The 21,554-nt window shown below is 60.1% G+C and carries 20 protein-coding genes; 15 read left to right on the top strand and 5 right to left on the bottom strand.

What is annotated here, in order from left to right:
* Positions 1 to 231 precede the first annotated feature (231 nt).
* On the bottom strand, positions 232 to 1,860 hold the full coding sequence (locus tag ACKVY0_RS06375) for a sulfatase (protein WP_409213956.1): 1,629 nt from the start codon (positions 1,858 to 1,860) through the stop codon (positions 232 to 234).
* A 96-nt stretch (positions 1,861 to 1,956) separates the two neighbouring features.
* Between ACKVY0_RS06375 and ACKVY0_RS06370 the strand changes: the two genes are divergently transcribed.
* Entirely contained in the window at positions 1,957 to 2,259 is a 303-nt protein-coding gene (locus ACKVY0_RS06370) for a hypothetical protein (RefSeq protein ID WP_409213955.1), read from the top strand.
* Positions 2,260 to 2,323: 64 nt separating this feature from the next.
* The gene (locus ACKVY0_RS06365; protein WP_409213954.1) at positions 2,324 to 3,751 is read left to right on the top strand and encodes an efflux transporter outer membrane subunit; all 1,428 of its coding nucleotides are present in this window, start codon (positions 2,324 to 2,326) and stop codon (positions 3,749 to 3,751) included.
* A 55-nt stretch (positions 3,752 to 3,806) separates the two neighbouring features.
* On the opposite strand, the gene ACKVY0_RS06360 is transcribed toward ACKVY0_RS06365, so the two are convergent.
* Positions 3,807 to 6,398, bottom strand: a complete 2,592-nt coding sequence (locus tag ACKVY0_RS06360) for a hypothetical protein (protein WP_409213953.1) — start codon at positions 6,396 to 6,398, stop codon at positions 3,807 to 3,809.
* A gap of 79 nt (positions 6,399 to 6,477) precedes the next feature.
* Between ACKVY0_RS06360 and ACKVY0_RS06355 the strand changes: the two genes are divergently transcribed.
* The 10 genes from ACKVY0_RS06355 (at position 6,478) to map (ending at position 14,733) form a co-directional block, all read left to right on the top strand.
* A complete protein-coding gene (locus ACKVY0_RS06355; RefSeq protein WP_409213952.1) occupies positions 6,478 to 8,562 on the top strand; it encodes an FAD-dependent oxidoreductase in 2,085 nt (694 codons plus the stop codon).
* 246 nt (positions 8,563 to 8,808) lie between these two features.
* Complete coding sequence (locus tag ACKVY0_RS06350) at positions 8,809 to 9,066, top strand: hypothetical protein (protein ID WP_409213951.1); 258 nt, start codon at positions 8,809 to 8,811, stop codon at positions 9,064 to 9,066.
* A 178-nt stretch (positions 9,067 to 9,244) separates the two neighbouring features.
* Positions 9,245 to 9,832 carry a 50S ribosomal protein L5 gene (gene rplE, locus ACKVY0_RS06345; protein ID WP_409213950.1) on the top strand — a complete coding sequence of 196 codons (588 nt, stop codon included), beginning with the start codon at positions 9,245 to 9,247 and terminating at the stop codon, positions 9,830 to 9,832.
* A gap of 30 nt (positions 9,833 to 9,862) precedes the next feature.
* A complete protein-coding gene (rpsH, locus tag ACKVY0_RS06340; protein WP_409213949.1) occupies positions 9,863 to 10,252 on the top strand; it encodes a 30S ribosomal protein S8 in 390 nt (129 codons plus the stop codon).
* A gap of 22 nt (positions 10,253 to 10,274) precedes the next feature.
* Positions 10,275 to 10,814, top strand: a complete 540-nt coding sequence (gene rplF, locus ACKVY0_RS06335) for a 50S ribosomal protein L6 (RefSeq protein ID WP_409213948.1) — start codon at positions 10,275 to 10,277, stop codon at positions 10,812 to 10,814.
* A gap of 18 nt (positions 10,815 to 10,832) precedes the next feature.
* Positions 10,833 to 11,189, top strand: a complete 357-nt coding sequence (gene rplR, locus ACKVY0_RS06330) for a 50S ribosomal protein L18 (RefSeq protein ID WP_409213947.1) — start codon at positions 10,833 to 10,835, stop codon at positions 11,187 to 11,189.
* A gap of 21 nt (positions 11,190 to 11,210) precedes the next feature.
* Positions 11,211 to 11,822: a 30S ribosomal protein S5 gene (gene rpsE, locus ACKVY0_RS06325; RefSeq protein WP_409213946.1), complete on the top strand. Its 612-nt coding sequence runs from the start codon at positions 11,211 to 11,213 to the stop codon at positions 11,820 to 11,822.
* Between the two features lie 28 nt (positions 11,823 to 11,850).
* On the top strand, positions 11,851 to 12,294 hold the full coding sequence (gene rplO / locus ACKVY0_RS06320; RefSeq protein ID WP_409213945.1) for a 50S ribosomal protein L15: 444 nt from the start codon (positions 11,851 to 11,853) through the stop codon (positions 12,292 to 12,294).
* Positions 12,295 to 12,385: 91 nt separating this feature from the next.
* Entirely contained in the window at positions 12,386 to 13,888 is a 1,503-nt protein-coding gene (gene secY / locus ACKVY0_RS06315; RefSeq protein WP_409213944.1) for a preprotein translocase subunit SecY, read from the top strand.
* Between the two features lie 17 nt (positions 13,889 to 13,905).
* Entirely contained in the window at positions 13,906 to 14,733 is an 828-nt protein-coding gene (map, locus tag ACKVY0_RS06310) for a type I methionyl aminopeptidase (protein WP_409213943.1), read from the top strand.
* A gap of 158 nt (positions 14,734 to 14,891) precedes the next feature.
* Here map and ACKVY0_RS06305 read toward each other — a convergent pair whose 3' ends face one another.
* Together ACKVY0_RS06305 and uxaC are read right to left on the bottom strand one after the other, a co-directional pair.
* Positions 14,892 to 15,746: a PAS domain-containing protein gene (locus ACKVY0_RS06305; protein WP_409213942.1), complete on the bottom strand. Its 855-nt coding sequence runs from the start codon at positions 15,744 to 15,746 to the stop codon at positions 14,892 to 14,894.
* A 120-nt stretch (positions 15,747 to 15,866) separates the two neighbouring features.
* On the bottom strand, positions 15,867 to 17,273 hold the full coding sequence (uxaC, locus tag ACKVY0_RS06300; protein ID WP_409213941.1) for a glucuronate isomerase: 1,407 nt from the start codon (positions 17,271 to 17,273) through the stop codon (positions 15,867 to 15,869).
* Between the two features lie 55 nt (positions 17,274 to 17,328).
* Here uxaC and ACKVY0_RS06295 point away from each other — a divergent pair, with 55 nt between their 5' ends.
* A complete protein-coding gene (locus tag ACKVY0_RS06295; RefSeq protein WP_409213940.1) occupies positions 17,329 to 18,369 on the top strand; it encodes an aminopeptidase in 1,041 nt (346 codons plus the stop codon).
* 12 nt (positions 18,370 to 18,381) lie between these two features.
* Here the strand turns inward: ACKVY0_RS06295 and ACKVY0_RS06290 are convergent, their stop codons facing one another.
* Entirely contained in the window at positions 18,382 to 19,719 is a 1,338-nt protein-coding gene (locus ACKVY0_RS06290; protein WP_409213939.1) for a CCA tRNA nucleotidyltransferase, read from the bottom strand.
* 95 nt (positions 19,720 to 19,814) lie between these two features.
* On the opposite strand from ACKVY0_RS06290, the gene ACKVY0_RS06285 reads away from it, so the two are divergent.
* Both ACKVY0_RS06285 and ACKVY0_RS06280 read left to right on the top strand, forming a co-directional pair.
* Positions 19,815 to 20,294: an Lrp/AsnC family transcriptional regulator gene (locus ACKVY0_RS06285; protein WP_409213938.1), complete on the top strand. Its 480-nt coding sequence runs from the start codon at positions 19,815 to 19,817 to the stop codon at positions 20,292 to 20,294.
* A gap of 20 nt (positions 20,295 to 20,314) precedes the next feature.
* Entirely contained in the window at positions 20,315 to 21,496 is a 1,182-nt protein-coding gene (locus tag ACKVY0_RS06280; RefSeq protein WP_409213957.1) for a pyridoxal phosphate-dependent aminotransferase, read from the top strand.
* Positions 21,497 to 21,554: the final 58 nt, after the last annotated feature.

Below are 21,554 nucleotides of genomic sequence, written 5' to 3'. Positions count from 1 at the left end.
CGCGGTGTAGCCGCATTCGCCAGAATGCGGATCTGGCATGTGTGCAGGATGCTCCACGCTCTGGCGAGCGTGGCTACGCGGTGTAGCCGCATTCGCCAGAATGCGGATGTGGCATGTGTACAGGACGCTCCACGCTCTGGTGAGCGTGGCTACGCGGTGTATCCGCATTCGCCAGAATGCGGATGTGGCGTGTGTGCAGGATGCTCCACGCTCTGGCGAGCGTGGCTACGATCACTTCGCCTTGCCTTTGCCTTTCTTCCCCTTGCCTTGCTGACCGGTCTTGGTGTCCTGCGTAAACGGCGGATTTTCAAACGGCACCGGATCAGCCGTGACACGCGGATCGCCCACCGCCTTGAGCTTAGCCATCAACTCCGCCGCCATGTTAGCCTTCGTCTCCGCGTAAGCGGGTTCGGCGGCTACGTTGACCGTCGAATCCGGGTCTTTGCTGAGGTCGTAGAGCTCTTCCTGCGGCCGTTTGGCAAAGGCGTAGTCGAAGTGCCACTTGTACTGCGAATCGTTGCGATGCGCGATGAGCCAGGCCTTCGCGGGTGAGGAATCCATGTCCGGGAAGGCCTCATAGGTGTTGTTTTCGAGCGCTTCCTGAGCGGGCGTGACGCTGTCGGTCAGATTCTTGTAGTCGCCCATCGGCATGCGCTCGGGTTTGAAGTTGTGGATGTAGAGAAAGCCGTCCTTGCGCAGCGCCCGCTGCGGATACGGCAGATTGCCTTCACGGGCGATGCTCACATGCCGCTCACGCCCTGTGATGACGTAATCACGCTCCTTCTCGACCTGGCCCGCCTTGCCAGCCTTCATCAAACTCACGATGCTTTTGCCATTCACGCCCGGCGGAATCGTCGCGCCGCCGATTTCCATGAAGGTCGGCGAGAGATCCATCAGATTGACGAAATCGTCGATGAAGCGTCCGCCGGGCTGGCCAGGCCAGCGAATCGCCAGCGTCACGTTCACGCCGAAGTCATAGAGGTTGCACTTGCCGCCAGGGAAGCCGGGTGCGCCATGATCGCCGCTGATGACGATGACGGTGTTGTCGAGTTCGCCCGCTTCTTCGACCTGCTTCACCAGCACGCCGACCTGCGCGTCGAACGCCTGAATCTCGCCGAGATAGCTGGCGAAGTCCTCGCGGAACTCCGGCACGTCGGGCAGATGTTTGGGCAGCTTGCCCTTCAAATCATCGGGATTGATGCCCCACAGTGCCTGGCCGCTGCCCTTGATCCATTTGCGATGCACATTCGTCGGCCCATGCCAGAACAGGAACGGCGCTCCTTTGGGCCGTGCAGCGAGGAAGCTGGCAAAATTGCCATGCACCTCGTCATACATCAGTTGCTTCGCCGCATCGAGTGCCGTGCCGCCCGCGACGAGCTTCGTCACCTCCTCCGAGAAATTGTTGAAGCGCCCGCCGGACTTCTGATACGCATGTGCCTGACCACCAAACGGTGCATCCGCTGGATCGCCCGGACTCCACACCTTGAACGCCTTGCCGATGTGATAGCCTTTGTCCTTCAGCAGCAGCGGAAAGCTCGGAATCGCCGGATCCCACACTGCGCCGTTCAAAATGGCCGCACGACCGCAGTTGAAGAAGTAGCGTCCTGACAGCAGCGCACTGCGGCACGGCGTGCAGCTCGGCGCATTCACATAAGCGCGGCGAAACAAGGCTCCCTCACGCGCAATGCGGTCGATGTTCGGCGTCTTCACCACCTGATTAGGGGAAGGGAACTTCTCATGCTCCGCATAGATGCTCGCATAGCGCCCCCAGTCGTCCGCGAAGCAGAACAGGATGTTCAACGGCTTCTCAGCCGCATGGCTGAGCGTGGCAAGAGCGAGGAGACAGGTCAGGAGGCGCATGGAGCCTCTCAAACGCCGCCTCGCACTCAAACCTTCGCCAAAATTGGAGGTAAACTCCCCATCGACAGGCCTTGCCTGCTCCCGACGTTTTCAGTCATGATTCACGCCCTGCTCGACACCACCCAAGTCATCGGCACTTTCGAAATCGACGGTGCCACGCATGAAATTTGCGCCGAAGCCGAAGCCACGCATGATCGGCGCACGAACCAGCTCACCATCAGCCTGCGCTCCTTCCTCCGCGCGACACAGCACGACCACATGGGCGAAACCACGACTCCCGCCTGGCTGCCTGCGCCGCAGACTGTGACCGAGCATGTTGAAGTCGATGAAGCACACGAAATGGCCAATGATGTCTTCGCAAGCTGGTGCCACAAGGTGAAGGGAGCGATTCCTGGATGAGACAGGCACTCCGCCGCCCTCATGTTGGTTGCACGCGCAGGGTTTCGCCACATGAATGCAGTTGATGAAAAATCCACGCACTGAGCACTGGGCACTGAGCACTTTTTGCCTGGCAACCTTGCTCGCCCTCTCCGCCTGCACGGTGGGGCCGAAATTCAAGCTGCCGGACGTGCTGCTGCCCACGAAGTGGAAGAACGGCGGTGCCGCGAGTGTGAGCGATCTGCCGGTGCCGGGCGAGTGGTGGCGGTTGTTTGGGTCTGCGGAGTTGAACCGGCTTGTCGCGCAGGCGCTGGAGAGTAATCAGGAACTCCGTGGTGCCTTGGCGCGCGTCGAGACGGCGCGGGCGCTCGTTGGTGTGCAGCAGGCGGACTGGTTTCCGCAGCTCAGCATGAAGAATGCGATGAGCTATGAGCACCTGTCGCAGAATTCCTTTGGTGCGAACCTGCCGGCAGGCGTGCCGCTGCCATCGCTGGAGCGGCGGCGGTTTCAAAATGTGTTCGAGTTGGGTTGGGAACTCGATTTGTGGGGCCGTGTGCGGCGTGGTGTGGAGGGTGCCCGTGCTTCGCAAATGGCAGCGGCGGAAACACTCGCGGCCCAACGTTTGAGCCTCGCCGCCGAAGTGGCGCGGTTGTACTTCCTGGCGCACTCGCTGGACCGGCAGATGCAGGTGGTGAGTGAGACGTTCGAATGGCGTGCAGAGGCCGTGAAACTGCAGGAATCACGCTTCCAAGGTGGTCTGGCGAATGAAATGGACGTGGCACGTGCTCGCACGGAACTCGAACTGTCCCGCAATGATCTCGCCGTGCTCGAACGTCAGCGTGGCAACGCGGAAAACGCCCTCGCGGTGATCTGCGGCCAGATTCCCTCGACCTTCCGCATCGCCCGCAACGCGAACCTGCCTGCTGCACCGAAAGTGCCGGGCGGACTGCCTTCCACGCTGCTGCAACGCCGCCCGGACATCCGCGCCTCCGAGCAGAAAATGCGCGAAGCGAATGCGCAGATCGGGGTGGCGAAGGCCTCCTTCTTTCCCGCGTTCAGCATCGGTGGCAGCGGTGGTCTGGAGAGTATCGGTGCGGCGCACTTTTACGACGCGCGCAGCAAGATCCTCAGCATCGGCCCCAGCATGACGCTGCCGATCTTCCAAGGCGGCAAACTGCGGGCAAATTTGCAGGCGAGCAAAGCACGTTACGAAGAAACGCTGGCCGCCTACCGCCAGAGCATCCTCATCGCACTCAAGGAGGTCGAAGACAGCATGCTGGATGCGCGGGCGTATGCGAAACAGCAAGCGGCGCTGGATGCGGCGATTGCCTCGGCGCATGACACGCAGCGTCTGGCGGACCTGCGTTATCAAAAAGGTCTCGCAAGCTATTTTGAAGTCGTGGATGCCAATCGCACCGTGCTGAATGCCAAACTGCTCGCAGCGCAGGTCGAGGGCCAGCGGTTGATGGCGAGCGTGGCGATGCTCAAGGCGCTGGGTGGTGGATGGAAGTGAGGAAAGTTGTCTTGTTGCTTCGCAACAAGACGGCTCCAGTTGCGAAGCAACTGGGCTACTTCACCTGCACCCACACCGGCGACGACCACGCCATGTTCCCATCCGTCTGCTCGACACGGAGGTAATAGCGATTTTCGCCCGCGATGGGCGCTTCATCCGTGAAGGTTTGTTCGAAGGTCTTTGCGTTTGGTTCCCACTGTTGATGATTCTGTTCGTTGCGGACGAGGGTGATGCGTTTGAGGGCGGCGGTGCCATCCACTTTGAGTTTGAGCACGGGTTTGCCGCTCACGGCGATCTCGGTGCCGAGGAGTTTTTCGTTGCAGGAGAATTCGACGAAGATCTTGTCGGTGGCGGCGATGGTGCGACGGGCGTTGAGGCCTTCGATGATGCCTTCGCGCGTGAAGTCCTTCACATAAACGCCGCCGTAGCTCGTGTGCGTGGAAATGTGGTCGCTGTTGGCCCACACGCCGAGCTTGTGGCCGAGTTCGAGTGCGTGCTGATACACGCCGTTGTTCTTCTCGGTGAAGCTGCGGATCGGTTCACCGACGACCGGTTTGCCGATGACCGTGGAGGAGTGGTTGTAGTCCTCACCCACGCGCAAGCCCACGGTGGGCTGCGGGGCGTTGAGACCTTCATAGCTGACACGCGCGCCTTGATAGATCTCGATGACGTTTTCGACGCGATGATCCACGGGCGGGATCTGATCCCAATCGGTGCCCATGCCGGTCGCGCCCGTGTGGGAGATGGCGGTGACGGGTTTACCGTAGCGCGTCAGCACGTCCCACAGCTCGGTGGGATGCAACTCGGGTGTGCCTTCGGTTTTCACGGGGAAAATCTTCTGCCAGGGCGAGTCGAGGTAGTTCTTGCGCTGGATGTACACAATGGGACCACCGCGTTGGGCAAAGACCATGTTGCGATGACCGAAGGGCCACTTCTGCTCGCGCTCATACGCATACATGCTGGTGAAAAAGCCGGGTGAGTAGAAGACATCGACGAGCTTTTGGTTCAGCCACCATTCATAAGGCGTATAAACCTTCGCGATGTCGGTGTGGTCGCTGGTGCCGAGGGTGTCGAGCTTGCCCATGTCGATGGCATATCGGAATTGTTCCTGCACGCAGCCGTCGTTGGCGGTGATGCAGTTGGAGACGTCGGTGTGGCGATGGTAATCGCCCCAGTAGAGCTTGTACGTCACACCGTCGTGCGTCCAGGTGTGGCGGTCATCGCGATCACGCTCTGGCGTAACAGGATTGATGTACTCGGGGAAAGGTTCACGCGGTTTTGCCACAGGCGCGGCGACAAGTGGCAGGTCCAAATCCGTGGCGATCTTCGCGAGATGAATGCCAGCGTTGAGTTGGAGCTTCGAGGTCCGCAAATCGCTCGGCCAGGCGATCCACAGGCTGCCGTCTTGAGATAGGGCGTGTGTTGTTTGGCGATCCTGTGAGTAAACACTGTCGGGAATGGCAAAGGGCTTGGTCCATTGCTTCGTGGCGGCATCGTAGCGCGTGAGGGCGATGCGCCAGCAGTAGGCTTTGAAGTAGCGCACGGTCAGCCATGGGCGACCAGCGGCATCGAGCATGAGATGCGGCAGATTGACGGCGGCGACGACGTTCGGCGCGGGCTGATTGCCTTTCTTCTTTGGTTCAGGGGCTTTGGCCTTGGCCTTCGCTTCTGCCTTGGCTTTCGCTTTGGGATTGTTGCCGCGTGGTGCTGCTGGCTTCATCGGCTGCGGACCGGGGAGATCGGTGAAGAGGGCGTCAGGGCTGGGCAATTCCTCAGTCTTGCCGCTCGCGAGGTCAAAGTAGGCGATCACCGTGTCCTTGCGGCCATTCAATCCTTGCGGATGGCCGTGTGCCCGCATGTCGAGTCCCCACTGCTGATTGCCGCGCTCACAGGCGAGCCAGATGCCGTTGCCGTCTTTAGTACCGATGGCGCTGACGCGGCCTTCGTAGCGGTCGGTGGCGATGAGTTTCTTCGTTTCGCCGACTTGGAGATCGGCGCTGATCTTCGTGGCATAGATGTTGAATTCGTTGCCACGTGATGAATCGAACAGCACCCACGCATCCGTTCCAGCAAAGGCCACGCAGGGTTCCCAATCGCCACCGGCATCTTTGGTGACCTGAATTTCAGCGGACCATTCTTTGCGAGCGGGGTCAAACACACGGCAAAAGACATCGCCTTGAGTGCCACGCATCCCCTGCCAGACGACCCACACTTTTCCGGTGGGATTGGTCGCTGCTTTGGCAAAGACATTGCCGCCATTGGGTGAGCTGGCGAGCTTCATGATCTCCGCTTGGCCATCGCGGATTTGCGCGGCGTGCAGGTCCATGATGTTTTGGTCATTCACCTGCGACCACACGACATGCAGTGCCCCATTCCCATCGGCAGCGATCGTGGGCTGATGAATGATGCCCGGCTCGCCGAGAGTCATCACGGAGGTCAAAGCGTCGCCTGACTGCTGCGCGAGATGCAGCGTGTCCTGCTTGCCGTCCCATTCGACATAAGCCACCCACGGCTGACCCTTGGCATCGACACACAGCGCAGGGAAATCAGTCTGCATGCTGTCTTGGCGCAAAATGTGCGGCTTCGGCAGTAAATCCTGGGCGCAGAGGGAGGATGAGATGAGGAGAAGGCTGAAGAAGCGGAACATGCGGCTGTAAACAATGTGTTTGCCGATTCCTTTCAGGCAGCGATGGAAACGGCCCGTCCAACCAAGCTGATCACACGCCATGAAACACAGAGCCATTTTCACTTCGATTCTGATCTCCAGTCAGCTACTTTCAGCCGCCGATCACGACATCGTCATCTACGGCGGCACCTGCTCCGCGATCATTGCGGCGGTGCAGGCGAAGAAGATGGGGAAGTCCGTCATCATCGTCTCGCCGGACAAGCATCTCGGCGGCTTGAGCAGCGGCGGACTTGGCTTCACCGACACGGGCAACAAGGCGGTGATCGGCGGGCTTTCGCGTGACTTTTATCACCGCATCTACCTGCATTACCAGAAGCCCGAAGCGTGGAAGCAGCAGAAGCAGTCGGAATACGGCGGCAAAGGGCAGGGGACTCCCGCCGTCGATGGTGAGAATCGCACGATGTGGATCTTCGAGCCGCATGCGGCGGAGCAGGTGTTTGAAGACTATGTGAAGGAGTTCGGCCTCGAAGTCGTGCGCGATGAATGGCTGGACCGCGCGAAGGGCGTGAAGCGGGACGGCGACAAGATCATCGCCATCACGACGCTCAGCGGCAAGACCTATGCCGGGAAGATGTTCATCGACGCCACTTATGAAGGCGATCTGATGGCGGCGGCAGGCGTGGATTATCACGTCGGACGTGAGGCGACCTCGGTCTATGACGAGAAGTGGAATGGCATTCAGGTCGGCGTGCTGCATCACCGGCATCACTTCGGCGCGGTGAAGGAGAAAATCAGCCCCTACAAGATGCCGGGCGATCCAAAGAGCGGTGTGCTGCCGCGGGTGAGCACGGAGCCTCCGGGTGAATTCGGCGCAGGCGACAAGCGTGTGCAGGCCTACTGCTTCCGCTCCTGCTACACCACCGATCCAAGCAACCGCATCCCGTTCCCGAAGCCGGAGGGATATGATGCGGGCCAGTATGAAATCCTGCTGCGCGTGCTGAATGCGGGCTGGGGCGAGTTCTTTGAGAAGTTCGATCCGATTCCGAATCACAAGACGGACACGAACAACCACGGGCCGTTCAGCTTCGACAACATCGGCTTCAACTACGACTACCCCGAGGCCAGCTACGAGAAGCGCCGCGAGATCATCGCCGAGCACCGGACTTATCAGCAGGGTCTGCTGTGGTTCGTGGCGAACGATCCGCGCGTGCCGAAGGCGGTGCAGGAAGAACTGCAAACCTGGGGCCTGCCGAAGGATGAGTTCAAAGACAACGGCAACTGGAGCCATCAGCTCTACATCCGCGAAGCACGCCGCATGATCGGCAGCTATGTCATGACGGAGAACGAGCTGCTCAAGAAGCGCCCCACGCCCGACAGCGTCGGCATGGGCAGCTACGGCATCGATTCGCACAACATCCAGCGCTACATCACCCCGGAAGGCTTCGTGCAAAACGAAGGCGACATCGGCGTGAGCACGAAGGGGCCGTATGAGATCGCGTATGGCTCGCTGGTGCCGAAAAAAGGGCAGGGGAGCAACCTGCTCGTGCCGGTGGCGATGTCCGCTAGCCACATCGCCTATGGCAGCATTCGCATGGAACCCGTGTTCATGATTCTGGGCCAAAGCGCTGCGACGGCTGCAGTGATGGCGATGGATGCGGACATCAGCGTGCAGGACGTGCCGTATGAGAAGCTGAAGGCGCAGATTCTCAAAGACGGCCAGATCCTGCATTACGACGGTCCCTCCAGCTCCAAAGGCGTCGATCCCAAGTCGCTCAAAGGCATCGTCATGGATGATGCGGAAGCGAAAGTGACCGGCGAGTGGAAGGAGAGCGGCGCAGCGAAAGCTTTTCTCGGCGACGGCTATCGCCACGACAACAACACGAAGGACGGCAGTTGTAGCCTACGCTTCGAGCCGAAGCTGCCAAAGACCGGCAAGTACCGCGTCTTTCTCGCCGCACCACCGAACAGCAATCGTGCCTCGAATGCGATGGTGGAGGTGCAGCACACGGGAGGCGTGAAGAAGCTGAAGATCGACCTCAAAGCGCCGCAGGAGGCCGAAGGCGTGTTCTGGATCGACCTCGGCGAATACGAATGCGGCAACGACACCGCGATCACGATCTCCAATGAAGGCGTGGACGGTTACGTCGTAGTCGATGGCGCACGCTGGCTGCCGGTGGAGGAGTGAGGAAGGGCAGTCCTGGTTGCGCGCCTGGTCCTCCAAGCGCCGGGTGCCACGGCGGCGTGTTGAGGACAATGCGCCCTGCGTCGGTGGATCGCCCACCTTCATGCCCAGCGTGGCAATCGCGGTGGCAACGCCACCAGCGGCAACAAGCTCGAATTCGGGGGAAAGAACCGCGCCTTTGCCAGCCAATGGACACAAGTATTCGGCAGACATGTCGAAGTCTTTTGTGATGATTCCCTTCATTATCTTGTGAACCGGAGAGAGCAGATCGACTTACTCTTCCTGGACTCCTGGGACACCTATGTTCCCGGATTTGCCGAATACGGCCTCAAGGAAATCCAGACGAGCGAAAGACTGCGGCACGCCAAATCCATGGTGGTGTATAACGACACCTCTATTTTAGCGGGACAGTCGCAGGGTAAGGGAATGCAGGGAGTGCCGTGGATGATGGAGCGTGGCTGGAAGCCGTTTCACATCGGGCATCAAACGGTTTTGGTGCGGGCGTGAAGAACAAGTAGGTACGTCGTCTTTTTCCCAGGGTGCTTGCAGTCCTTTTGGAAAAGTTGAAAAAGAGGGTTGCCAAGTGAAGTCAACTCGCCACTGTCCCGGCCCCTCGCCTCCCCCCTCGTTTCCTGTTGGCATCACCGCCAGCCCGCGATGGACAGGAGCCACCGCACAACATTCCATGGAATACTCCCTCAAGACCCTCTATCAACAGAAGCGCGACGAACTGAAGACTCAGCTCGGCCTTTCCAACCTCCACGAAGTCCCCAAGCTTGAAAAAATCGTCGTCAACTGCTCCGTTGGCAGCCAGGGCGAACGCAAGCAGGCGATGGAAGATGCGGTGAACGAAGTCACCCTCATCACCGGCCAGAAGCCCATCATCACCAAGAGCAAGAAGGCCATCGCCAACTTCAAGCTGCGTGAAGGTGAAAACATCGGCGTCAAGGTCACCCTCCGTGGTGTCAAGATGTACGACTTCATGATGCGTCTCGTGCGCACCGCCATCCCGCGTATTCGTGACTTCCGTGGTGTCGCCCCCCGTGCCTTTGACGGCCGTGGCAACTACACGCTCGGTGTCTCCGACCAGTCCATCTTCCCCGAGATCGAGATCGACAAGATCAAGCGTCCTCTCGGCTTTGACATCACCTTCGTCACCAGCACGAACAATGATGATCATGCACGTGAAATGCTGCGTGCCTTGGGCATGCCGTTCCGCACCCGCACCGCCCAGCCAAAGAAGGAAGATGGCTCTGAAGCCGCTGCCGCCTAATTTTAAGAACCCCCGGATACACTTAGCGTCATGACCGACCCGATCGCAGATTATCTCACCCGCATCCGCAATGCCTGCTCCGCGCAGCAGGAGCAGGTGCTCATACCCTTCTCGAAGATGAAGGCCGAACTCTCCCGCATCTTGCAGGAAGAAGGCTACATCTGGGGCTATGAAGTGGACACCAGCGCCACCCATCCCCGCCTGAAGCTCAAGCTCAAGTATCAGGACAAAGCTCCGATCATCCGCAAGATCGACCGCGTCAGCAAGCCTGGTCTGCGCAAGTACGTCGGCAGCGACGAGATCCCGCGCGTCCTCGGCGGCCTCGGTATCTCCATCCTTTCCACCCCGCGCGGCATCATGACCGGCGCCAAGGCCCGCAAGGCCAAGGTGGGCGGCGAACTCCTCGCCACCGTCTGGTAAACCTCCAACTGTCACCACCCTCATGTCACGCGTAGGCAAGCAACCCATTTCCATTCCCGACAAGGTCAGCATCAAGATCGGTGCCGACCGTTCGGTGCAGGTCAAAGGCCCCAAGGGCGAACTTGGCTGGACCCTCCCGCTCGGCGTCAAAGTCGCCACGGAAGCCAACATCATCAACGTCACCCGTGAGTCCGAAGATCGCCATGTGCGCGCTCTTCATGGCACCACGCAGCGTCTGATCACCAACATGCTTATTGGCGTCAGCCAGGGCTACACCAAGAACCTCGAAATCCACGGCGTCGGTTTCCGCGCCGCGGTCAAAGGTTCCGAGATCGACCTCCAGCTCGGCCAGTCCCATGAACGTCTGCATCCCATCCCGAAAGGGGTGAAGGTGACCGTCACCGAAAACACCAAGATCGCCATTGAAGGCATCGACAAACAGATTGTCGGCCAGCTCGCTGCCGACATTCGCGCCTACTATCCGCCGGAGCCTTACAAGGCCAAGGGCGTCCGTTATGTGGGTGAACACATCCGCCGCAAAGCCGGCAAGTCCGTCAAGTAATCACCGGAGATACCCATCATGGCTCTTACCAATCGCAAAGACATCCGCGCTCGCATCCACAAGCGCATCCGCCGCAAACTCAGCGGCACCGCCGAGCGCCCTCGCCTCGCTGTTTATTTCTCGAACGCCAACGTGTATGCCCAGGTCATCGACGATGCCACCGGCACGACGATCGTCTCGGCTTCGACCAAGGAAAAAGGCTACGGCGCTGGCAAGGCCAACGTCGAGCACGCTTCCAAAGTGGGTGCAGTTCTCGCTGAACGCGCCATCGCCAAGAACATCTCCGAAGTGGTCTTTGACCGCGCTGGCTTCATCTACCACGGCAAGGTCAAGGCGCTTGCCGACGCCGCCCGTGAAAAAGGCCTCAAATTCTAATCCACCCGCATCCTTTCTATTATGGCCGATGAAACAGTAATTCTTGAGACCCCGCCGGTGGCAGTCGCCGCAGTGGCAGCACCAGCCGAAACCGCTGCGCCTGCTCCTCAATCCGCCTGGCGTGGTCGTGATGACCGCGATGCCCGTGCTGCGGATGGTGGTGTCGAAAAAGTCGTTCACATCAACCGATGCGCCAAGGTCGTCAAAGGTGGCCGTCGCTTCAGCTTCAGCGCCCTCGTCGTCTCCGGTGATGCCAAAGGCAAAGTCGGCTGCGGGTTTGGCAAGGCCAACGAAGTCTCCGACGCCATCAAGAAGGCCACCGAGGCCTCCCGCAAGAACATGTACACCATCTGCCTCAAGGACAGCACGATCCCGCATGAAGTGGTCGGCTCCCACGGTGGCGGACACATCATGCTCAAGCCTGCCACGCCTGGTACCGGCATCATTGCTGGTGGCGGTGCTCGCGCCGTGCTTGAAGCCGCTGGTGTGAAAGACGTGATCGGCAAGTCTCTCGGCTCCAGCAATCACGCCAACGTCATCAAGGCCACGCTCGCCGCCCTGTGCGCCCTGCGCCCTGCCGACGAAATCCTCCGCGCCCGCGGCAAGCAGATCAAAGAGCGCAAAGCTCTGTGAACATTGAACTCTGAACTCTGAACTTCGAATGCAACTCCAAGACGTCAAACCCCGCCCCGGTGCCAAGAAGCGCCGCAAGCGCATCGGCTGCGGCGAAAGCTCCGGCCACGGCAAAACTTCCGGCAAAGGCAACAAAGGCCAGATGGCACGCGCAGGTCGCGGCATCCGCCCCGGCTTTGAAGGTGGTCAGATGCCCATGCATCGCCGTCTCCCCAAGAAAGGCTTCAACAACAAGGCATTCAAAGACGTCTTTGAAGTCGTCAATGTTGGCGAACTCAACAATGCCTTCCAGGACGGTGCGGTCATCAACGAAGCCGCTCTGCGTGAAATCGGGCTCGTCAGCCGCACTTGCGATGCCATCAAGATCCTCGGCAGCGGCGATCTCGCCCGCAAACTCACCATCCAGGGCGCGCAAGTCAGCGCCACGGCCCGTGAAAAGATTGAAAAAGCCGGCGGTTCCATCGCTGCCTGATTTTTCCTGACCCAACCGTTTTGATGGGCCGGTCTCCGCGCAGCGCATGCTGTCAGGACACCAGGCCCATCTTCGCTTCCAGCCTCCTTCCATGATCTCCGCCTTCGCCAACAGCTTCAAAGTCCCCGAACTGCGCTCGCGCATCCTTTTCACGCTGGCGATGATCGTCATCGTCCGCATCGGCACCTCCATCACGCTTCCTGGCATCGACGCCACCGTGCTGGGCGAGTGGATCAACAACAAGGCCGGTGACAACGCCTCCGGTGCGGCCCAGGTCGCCGCCTTGCTCAACATCTTCAGCGGTGGCGGCCTGCAAAACTGCGCCATCTTCGCCTTGGGCATCATGCCCTACATCAGCGCCAGCATCATGCTGCAGCTCCTCACCGCCGTATGGCCGCCGCTTAGCAAGCTGGCCCGTGAAGAAGGCGGTCGTCAGAAGATCACGCAATACACCCGTGTCGCCACCATCGTGCTGTGCGTGTTCCAGGCCACGCTACTCGCGCAGTCGCTTGCCAATCCGCAGCAGAACTACCTCATGGCCGGTTTGCAGGATGCCATCGACAGCTTGGGCGGGCGTCCGCTCGTGCCGCACTACGGCATCGGCTTCGTCTTCACCAGCGTCATCACCATCACTGCGGGCACCATGCTCATGATGTGGTTGGGCGAGCAGATCACCGACCGTGGCATCGGCAACGGCGTTTCCATCCTCATCTGCGTCAACATCGTCTCCGATCTTCCTGGTGCGCTGATTCAGGTCTGGCAGACCTTCGTCGGCAGCGTCAAAGCCAGCCCCGCCAGCGCCTTCACCCTCGTGCTGCTCATGGGCTTCATGATTCTCGTCATCGCCGGTGTCATCGCCCTCACGCAGGCCACGCGGCGAATCGCCATCACTTACGCGAAGCGCGTCGTCGGTCGCAAGGTCTATGGCGGCCAAACACAGTATCTGCCGCTCAAGATCAATTATTCCGGCGTCATGCCGATCATCTTCGCCCAGGCCATCCTGCTGTTCCCGTCCACCATCCTCGCTTCCTTGTTTAAAGACGTGCAGTGGATTCAAAAGATGGCCATCTTCATCAGCACCGGTGCCACCTACTACGTCATCTCCGCCATGCTGATCTTCTTCTTCAGCTACTTCTGGGTCGCCACCATGTTCCAGCCCACGCAGATTTCCGAAGACCTCAAAAAGAGCGGTGGTTACGTCCCCGGCATCCGTCCTGGCAAGCCCACCGCCGACTTCCTCGATTTCACCATGAGCCGCCTCACCTTTGCCGGGGCGATCTTCCTCACCGGCCTCTATGTGATGCCCGGTGTCGTCAGCAGCTCCATGAAGATCTCCAGCTCCGCCGCTCAATTCTTCGGCGGCACCAGCCTACTCATTCTCGTCGGCGTCGTGCTTGATGTCATGCGTCAGGTCGAAACCCACCTCCTGCAGAGCCACTATGACGGCTTCCTCAAGAAAGGCCGTATCCGTGGCCGTGTGGACCGTATCCAGCAGGGTGGTCGTGCGATGGACTCCACCACCGTCGTCTGGATCTGGGTTGGTCTCGCCATCATCGTATTGATCGGCGTCGTGTACAAGCTGACCCTTCAGTGAGTTTCTTCCACCGCGTCATGGCACTTGTGAAATCGGGGAACATCCCCATCCGCCACGGCGCGCAGCAGCAGTCCATCCGCAAGGCCGGCCAGGTCGCCCGTGATGTCCTGATCAAGACGGCCTCCCATGTCCACGCCGGTGCCACCACCGCCGAGATCGACCGCATCGCCGCTGCTGAAATGAAAGCACGCGGTGCCACCAGCGCCTTCCTCGGCTACCGCCAGTTCCCCGGCAACATCTGCATCTCCGTCAACGAGGAAGTCGTTCACGGCATCGGTGGCCCGCGCGTCATTCAAGACGGCGACATCGTCAAAATCGACGTTGGCGTCTATTACGACGGCTGGGTCGGCGACAACGCCCTCACCGTTCCCGTTGGCAACGTCGCCAAAGAAACGCTGCACCTCCTCGCCGCCACCGAAGAGTCCCTCCTCAACGCCATCAAGTATGCCCGTGACGGCTGGATGCTCGGCGACCTCTGCCACAGCGTCGAACATCACGTCAATCAATACGGTTACAGCGTCGTGCGCGAATTCGTCGGCCACGGTGTTGGTCGCAAGCTCCACGAAGAGCCCCAGGTGCCCAACTACGGCAAAAAAGGCGAGCGTCCCCGCCTCAAAGCCGGCATGACCATCGCCATTGAGCCCATGATCAACATGGGCACCGAGAAGACCCGCATCCTCGCCGACAAATGGACCGTCGTGACCACGGATCGCAAACCGTCCGCTCATTTCGAGCACGTCGTCCTCATCACCAACGACGAGCCGGAAATTCTCACCGCCCGTGACCGCATGTTCCCCAAAGGCGTGGCGGATCTGACCCCGCGTCCGGTCAGTGAACTGGGCTGACCGTCACGAGAAGCTTTTTGGTAACGCGCCCCAAACGTCTGTGGCCCCGCTGAAACAGAAAGCGATGTGCGGGTAAAGCATTGGCCCGGTTGAGCTGATGGGCTGCGGGAAGCATATGAATCAACCGTTCCACTGCGCGCCAGTGCTGGCGTGCTCAATCAGAAGGCAGACTTTGCGTTTTGGATCCTATCCACGGCCTGACGGACGATATCGGCGGCTTCGCCTGGCTTCAAGACGATGCCCGTGGCCGTGGCGCCGTCCATGAGCGCCCGTATCACGACCTCGACCCGTGCGATGGCCGCCGCCATACCCTGGAGCGCCGGAGCGGCGGACTCGTCCTGCTGGTTGGACAAGAAGCCGAGGCCGAGTTCGAGCGTGGCGAGAGGATTTTGAATCTCCTGTGCCACCCCGAAGGCGAGCCGTGCGAGGCTTTGCAGCTTTTGAAAGTCGATCAACTGCTCCTGCGCGGTCTTGAGTTCCTGATGCGCCTTGTTGAGTTCGGTGAGTGACTTGGACAACTGCGTCTTCTGCGAAGCGACCGCCGAGAGCGCCTCGTGCAGCGAGTCCTGCGTCTCCCGCAGCCGGGTGATGTCCTTGGAGATGCCACAGGTGCCGATGATCTCGCCTGCTTCATTGCGCATGGGGATTTTCGCCACCAAGGCCCAGCCGGTACGGCCATCGAGCAGCAGTTTCTCCTCGACCTTGCCGGTGATCGCCGTGCCGCTGCGCATCACCTCCTGCTCGTCATCGAAAGCGGCCTGCGCGAGTTCATGGTCGAAGAAATCGAAGTCGCTTTTGCCGATGATTTCCGCCGCATCCTGGGCGCCGAGGTAGCTGGCCTCGGCCTTGCTAACGAGAATGAAGCGGCCCTGCTTGTCTTTGAAGTAAATCCGGTCCGGCATGTATTCGAGCAGGCTGTGCAGGAAATCACAGCGCCCGCGCTCGTCGCTTGGCTCCGCCGTAGGCGATGCTGCTGTGCCAGCAGAGCTTGGTGGCTGTGGGATGGTTTTCATGCGGCACATTCGGGGCGGACAACCCGGAGCTGGCAAAGACTATCAAGCGGCAGGACGTACGGCGAGTGAATTCTCGGTGCGGGGTCAGATTCCTGTCTTCGCGGCTCAAACCACATTCTGCTATGACACCTTCAACCCCAGATAAGCCTGCGCATTCGCGTAGCAGATGTTCTTCACCATGCTGCCGACGAGGGCGTCGTCGTTGGGGATGGCACCGGCTTCGATGTCAGCACCGAGCAGATTGCACAGCGTGCGGCGGAAGTACTCGTGGCGCGGGAAGCTCATGAAGCTGCGGCTGTCGGTGAGCATGCCGATGAAGCGGCTCAGGAGGCCGAGATTGCTCAGGGCATTGATCTGCCACTCCATGCCTTCCTTTTGATCCACAAACCACCATGCGGAGCCGAACTGCACTTTGCCGGGCGTGGTGCCATCGGCGAAATTGCCGGCCATGGTGCCGAAGACGTAGTTGTGCGCGGGATTGACGTTGTAGAGCACGGTCTTGGGCAGCGCGTTCTCGGTGTCGAGGCGGTCGAGGAAACGCGAGAGCGTCTCCGCCTGCGGATAGTCGCCGATGCTGTCGCAGCCGACATCCGCGCCGATTTGGCGAGCAAGACGGCTGTTGTTGTTGCGCACCGGGCCGAGGTGAAGCTGCATGGTCCAGCCGCGTGCGGCATTCAGTCTGCCGACGTGCAGCATGAGGTTGCTGGCGAACTGATCCTGCTCCTGCGCACTCGCCGCCGTGCCACTGCGAGCTTTGGCGAAGATGCGCTCGGCTTCGGCATCGCTGACGAAGTTGGCGTGGCAGTAGTTTAAGCCGTGATCACTCAAGCGACCGCCGACGCTGTGGAAGAAATCGTGACGTTGCTTCAAGGCATCGAGCAGCGACGCGTAGCTTTTCACTTCGATGCCACTCGCCGCGCTGAGCTTGTCGCACCATGCGTTCCAGGCCTCGGGCAGATGCACGGTGAGCGCCTTGTCGGGGCGGAAGGTCGGATACACGCCCACTTCAAAACCATCCGCCGCGCACTGGCGGTGCCAGGCGAGATCATCAATGGGATCATCGGTGGTGCAGAGCGCCTTCACTTTCTGCGTGCGCAGGATGCCGCGGGTGCTCATCTCCGGCTGCGCCAGCATGGCCTCGGTCTGCTCCCAGATCGCAGGCGCGGTCTTTTCATCCAGCAGCGTGTCGATGCCGAAGTAGCGCTTCAGTTCGAGGTGCGTCCAGTGGTAGAGCGGATTGCGCAGCGTGTGCGGCACCGTTTTGGCCCAGGCCATGAACTTGTCACGTGGACTGGCATTGCCGGTGATGAACTCCTCCGGCACGCCGTTGCAGCGCATCGCGCGCCACTTGTAGTGGTCGCCTTCGAGCCAGATCTCGAACAGGTTCTTGAACTGGCGGTTCTGCGCGATGTCCTTCGGCGGCAGATGGTTGTGGTAGTCCAGGATCGGCTCGTCCTTGGCAAACGTGTGGTACAGGCGGCTGGCGGCCTTGGTGGAGAGCAGGAAATCGTCGTGAATAAAGGACATCAGTGCTTTTTAGAGTTTCAGGTTTCAAAGTTCAATGTTTAATGTTCTCCATTCGATGTTCGTTCCGACCCGCCACTGGATTGCTCTCCTCACAGCACTGCTGGTGTGCTCGTGCAGCACTGTGTCGTTTTATACACAGGCTGTCAGCGGGCAGATGGAGCTTTCGCGCAAGGCCCGGCCCAATGCCACCGTGCTAGCCGATGCCGCTGTCAGCGCCAACGTCAAACGTAAGCTGCGGCTCATCGAGGAGTTGCGCGCCTTTGCCGCCCGCGAGTTGCACCTGCCAACGAAGAGTTTTGGCAAGTTCTGCGACCTGAAGCGGCCCTACGTCGTGTGGGTGGTGTTTGCGTCGCCTGAATTCTCCGTCGAGGCGAAGACCTGGTGGTATCCGTTCGTCGGCAGCCTCAAGTACCGTGGCTTCTTCGATGAAAACGACGCGCAGCGGGAAGGCGCACGGTTGCGCAAGCAGGGACTCGATGTGTTTGTCGGCGGCGTCGATGCTTACTCGACGCTGGGTTATCTGCGCGATCCGGTGCTGAACACCTTCCTGCACCGCAGCGATGCGGATCTGGCCGAACTCGTTTTCCACGAACTCACCCACGCCAAAGTCTTCATTCCCGGCGACACCGACTTCAACGAAGCCTTCGCCACTGCGAATGCCGAGAACGGCGTGCGCCACTGGTATCGCTCCAAGGGCGATCTGAGCGGCCTGCGTGCCTATGAAGCCAGTTTGAAGAAAGGCCGCGAGGTCATCGGCTTGCTGCTGCGCACGCGGGAGAAACTGAAGAGCGTGTACTCGAATACGTATCGCAGTATTGAAACCGAACGCCTAGCCAAGCATCACGCGTTCGAAGCCATGCTGCACGAGGCCAATCAACTGCGCGCCAAGGCGGGGCAAAGCCGACTTGAGCATGCCGCCGCCCAACACTGGAACAACGCCCGTCTTAACACCGTCGCGACCTACTACACACTGGTGCCAGGCTTTGAGCGCCTGCTGAAGAGCCACAACGGTGATCTCGAAGCCTTCCATCGCGAGGTCGCCGCCATGCGGCGATTGAGCCCCGAGAAGCGGACGGAAGCGCTGGCAACCAAGTGAGATTGGAGAGGACTACTCCTCAACTGCCTCAAACACATCCGCCACCGGCGCATGCTGCGCGACCCACGCCAGTGCCTCTTCCTTCGTCTTGAGCGTGCCTTCGAGCTGCAAGGTTTGCAGCGTGGTCAGCAGTCGGCCCAGCGCTTTGCCCGCGTGCCAGCCGAGGGCGATCAAATCGGAACCATTGATGAGCCGAGGCGGCAGCATCGGCTCGTTCGCGAACTCCTGCTTTTTGGCGAGCAGGAAGTCGTAATTGTCGGTGAAGCCGTTCGAACCGAGGCAATCGACGCGGTGCAGCGCCAGTTCGTCATCGAACGATGACCGCGCCATGAAGCGCCGCAGCGTGGCGGTGCGCATCTTTTGCACGTTCATGAAGGCCATGTGGTTTTCCACGGCGACAACCGTGGGTTCGATCACATCGTTGGCAAATTTCAGGCGGCGCATGATGCCGCCGGTCATCTCAGCACCGAGCTTGTCGTGACCGTTGAAGCGGATGCGACCCGTGTCGGCGTCGCGTGTCTGCGTGGCCGGTTTGGCGATGTCATGCAGCAGCACGCTCATCACTAGAGGCAATGAGGCATCTGATGGAAGCAAACTGAGCATCAGTCGCGTGTGGATGAACACATCGCCCTCGGGATGAAACTGCGGCGGTTGCTCGCAGCCCTGTAGCACGAGGATTTCCGGCAGGAACTGCGCCATGAGGCCGCTGTTCACGAGCAGATCGAATCCGCGCACGCGATTCGGGCTGAGCATCGTTTTGACGAACTCCTCGCGGATGCGCTCGATGCTCACGCTCTTGATTTTTTTGGCCAGGCCGCAGATCGACTCCCACGTTGCATGCTCGATGTCAAAACCAAGCACCGTGGCAAAACGAATCGCCCGCAGCAGGCGCAGGTGGTCTTCCTCGAAACGATCTTTCGCCACGCCGATGGCGCGCAGCAGTCCCATGCGCAGATCGACCTGACCGCCGACGTAATCGATCACACGTTCCGTCAGCGGATCGAAGAACAGGCCGTTGATGGTGAAATCGCGACGCTCGGCATCGAGTTCCGGCGTGGAGTAGGTCACGCTATCGGGCCTGCGGCCATCGCTGTAGCTGCCATCGCTGCGAAACGTGGCCACTTCGACATGTTCATGGTTCAGGCGCACGATCACGACGCCAAAATGCGCGCCCACGGTCTGAGCACCGGGGAACAGCTTCACGACCTGCTCAGGCGTGGCGCTGGTGGCCACATCGAAGTCCTTCGGCTCGCGTCCAAGCAACATGTCCCGCACGCAACCGCCTGCCAGCAGGGCGGTGTGGCCGGCTTGCGTGAGTTTTTCGATGATCTGGACGGCAGTGGCGCGCATCCTTCGATGTTCAATGTTCTCGGTTCAAAGTTCAATGTTCATTCTGCTTTCCGCTGTTCAAACCACGCTCTCGCGTTAGAATCGCGGCCCTTATCATGGACCCGCTCATCGAACTGCTTCGCAACAACTCCAACCGCACTCCCAAGGAGATCGCCTTGGCTTTAGGCATCACCGAAGCCGACGTCGTTGCGCAGATCGCGGCAGCGGAAGCTGATGGCACGATTTTGGGTTACAGCGCGGTGGTGGATCGTCTGAAGGCGGGGGACCGCCGTGTGACGGCCTTGATTGAGGTGCGCATCACGCCGGAGCGCGATGGTGGCTTTGACCGTCTGGCCCGTCGCATCTCGAAGTTCGATCAGGTGCGCGATTGTTACCTCATGAGCGGTGGTTATGACCTCGCCGTGATCGTGGAGGGCAAGGATTTGCTCGATGTGGCAACTTTTGTGGCCGAAAAGCTCAGCACCCTCGGCGGTGTGTTGTCCACGGCCACGCGCTTTCAATTGAAGGCGTACAAAGAAAACGGGTTTCTGTCGAACGACGGCGGCGATGAAGAGCGCCTGCTGGTGGCTCCATGAGTGTCGAGGACATTGAGGTCATGGACTACGACAACAAAATTTCCCACGTCATTCGCGATCTGCCGCGCTCCGGCATCCGCGATTTCTTTGAACTCGTCATCGGCCGCACCGATGTCATCTCGCTCGGCGTCGGTGAGCCCGACAAACCGACGCCGTGGCCGATCCGCGAGGCGGTGATCCGCTCGCTGGAAAAAGGCCAGACGAGCTACACCTCGAATCTGGGCCTCGAATCGCTGCGCATCCTCATCAGCGAGTATGTGACGAAGCACTTCCGCACCACCTACGATCCGAAGACGGAGATTCTCGTCACCGTTGGCGTGTCCGAGGCGCTCGACATCGCCTTCCGTGCCGTCTTGAATCCTGGTGACGAAGTGATCTATCATGAGCCGTGCTATGTGAGCTACAGCCCGAGCATCAAGATGGCTTACGGCGTCCCCGTCGTGGTGCAGACACGCGAGGAGAATGAATTCGCCCTGATGGCGGCCGATGTGGAGAAAGCGATCACGCCGAAGACCAAGGTCATTGCGATGAACTTCCCCACCAATCCAACCGGCGGCATCATGCCGGAGGAGGAGCTGGCAAAGATCGCCGCACTGGCCGTGAAGCACGATCTGCTCGTTTTCACTGACGAAATTTACAGCGAGCTGCTGTACGACGGCCGCAAGCACAAGAGCATCGTCGAATACCCCGGCATGCGTGAGCGTACCGTGCTGCTGCATGGCTTCAGCAAGGCCTTTGCCATGACCGGCTGGCGTCTCGGCTACGCCTGCGCTCCTGCGCCGTTGCGTGAGGCGATGATGAAGATTCATCAATACTGCATGCTCTGCGCTCCCATCATGAGCCAGATGGCCGGCATTGAAGCATTGAAAATGGGCGAGAGCGCCTACGAGGACATGCGCCAGAGCTACGAGCAGCGCCGCAACCTCATCGTCAGCCGTCTCAACGGCATGGGCCTGCACTGCTTCAATCCCGGCGGCGCCTTCTACGTCTTCCCGGACATCCGCAGCACCGGCCTCACCAGCAAAGAATTCGCCATCCAGCTTCTGGAGAAGAAAAGCGTCGCCGTCGTCCCCGGCAGCGCTTTCAGCAGCGCCGGTGAAGGTTTCGTGCGCTGCTGCTATGCGACGGCTCCCGAACTCATCGCGAAGGCGATGGATCTGATGGAGGAGTTCGTGAACGAGGTGCGCGCCCGCAAGGCTTGATCAAGCCTGTCTGAACAGCTTGTTAGCCTGGGCATTGGTGCGGTTCATGACTCGAAGC

The sequence above is a fragment of the Prosthecobacter sp. genome (genome assembly GCF_046154365.1).
Taxonomy (GTDB): domain Bacteria; phylum Verrucomicrobiota; class Verrucomicrobiia; order Verrucomicrobiales; family Verrucomicrobiaceae; genus Prosthecobacter.
Note: the sequence above shows the minus strand (reverse complement) of the source record. Positions and strands in the feature narration are given on the sequence as shown.

Bases quoted from the DNA above. Each gene is read 5' to 3' on its own strand.
- rplO (WP_409213945.1), top strand. From the start codon at position 11,851: ATGCAACTCCAAGACGTCAAACCCCGCCCCGGTGCCAAGAAGCGCCGC.
- ACKVY0_RS06290 (WP_409213939.1), bottom strand. From the start codon at position 19,719: ATGCGCGCCACTGCCGTCCAGATCATCGAAAAACTCACGCAAGCCGGC.
- ACKVY0_RS06285 (WP_409213938.1), top strand. From the start codon at position 19,815: ATGGACCCGCTCATCGAACTGCTTCGCAACAACTCCAACCGCACTCCC.
- uxaC (WP_409213941.1), bottom strand. From the start codon at position 17,273: ATGTCCTTTATTCACGACGATTTCCTGCTCTCCACCAAGGCCGCCAGC.
- ACKVY0_RS06305 (WP_409213942.1), bottom strand. From the start codon at position 15,746: ATGAAAACCATCCCACAGCCACCAAGCTCTGCTGGCACAGCAGCATCG.
- ACKVY0_RS06375 (WP_409213956.1), bottom strand. From the start codon at position 1,860: ATGCGCCTCCTGACCTGTCTCCTCGCTCTTGCCACGCTCAGCCATGCG.
- map (WP_409213943.1), top strand. From the start codon at position 13,906: ATGGCACTTGTGAAATCGGGGAACATCCCCATCCGCCACGGCGCGCAG.
- ACKVY0_RS06295 (WP_409213940.1), top strand. From the start codon at position 17,329: ATGTTCGTTCCGACCCGCCACTGGATTGCTCTCCTCACAGCACTGCTG.
- secY (WP_409213944.1), top strand. From the start codon at position 12,386: ATGATCTCCGCCTTCGCCAACAGCTTCAAAGTCCCCGAACTGCGCTCG.
- rpsH (WP_409213949.1), top strand. From the start codon at position 9,863: ATGACCGACCCGATCGCAGATTATCTCACCCGCATCCGCAATGCCTGC.
- ACKVY0_RS06365 (WP_409213954.1), top strand. From the start codon at position 2,324: ATGAAAAATCCACGCACTGAGCACTGGGCACTGAGCACTTTTTGCCTG.
- rplF (WP_409213948.1), top strand. From the start codon at position 10,275: ATGTCACGCGTAGGCAAGCAACCCATTTCCATTCCCGACAAGGTCAGC.
- ACKVY0_RS06360 (WP_409213953.1), bottom strand. From the start codon at position 6,398: ATGTTCCGCTTCTTCAGCCTTCTCCTCATCTCATCCTCCCTCTGCGCC.
- ACKVY0_RS06280 (WP_409213957.1), top strand. From the start codon at position 20,315: ATGGACTACGACAACAAAATTTCCCACGTCATTCGCGATCTGCCGCGC.
- rplR (WP_409213947.1), top strand. From the start codon at position 10,833: ATGGCTCTTACCAATCGCAAAGACATCCGCGCTCGCATCCACAAGCGC.
- rplE (WP_409213950.1), top strand. From the start codon at position 9,245: ATGGAATACTCCCTCAAGACCCTCTATCAACAGAAGCGCGACGAACTG.
- rpsE (WP_409213946.1), top strand. From the start codon at position 11,211: ATGGCCGATGAAACAGTAATTCTTGAGACCCCGCCGGTGGCAGTCGCC.
- ACKVY0_RS06370 (WP_409213955.1), top strand. From the start codon at position 1,957: ATGATTCACGCCCTGCTCGACACCACCCAAGTCATCGGCACTTTCGAA.
- ACKVY0_RS06355 (WP_409213952.1), top strand. From the start codon at position 6,478: ATGAAACACAGAGCCATTTTCACTTCGATTCTGATCTCCAGTCAGCTA.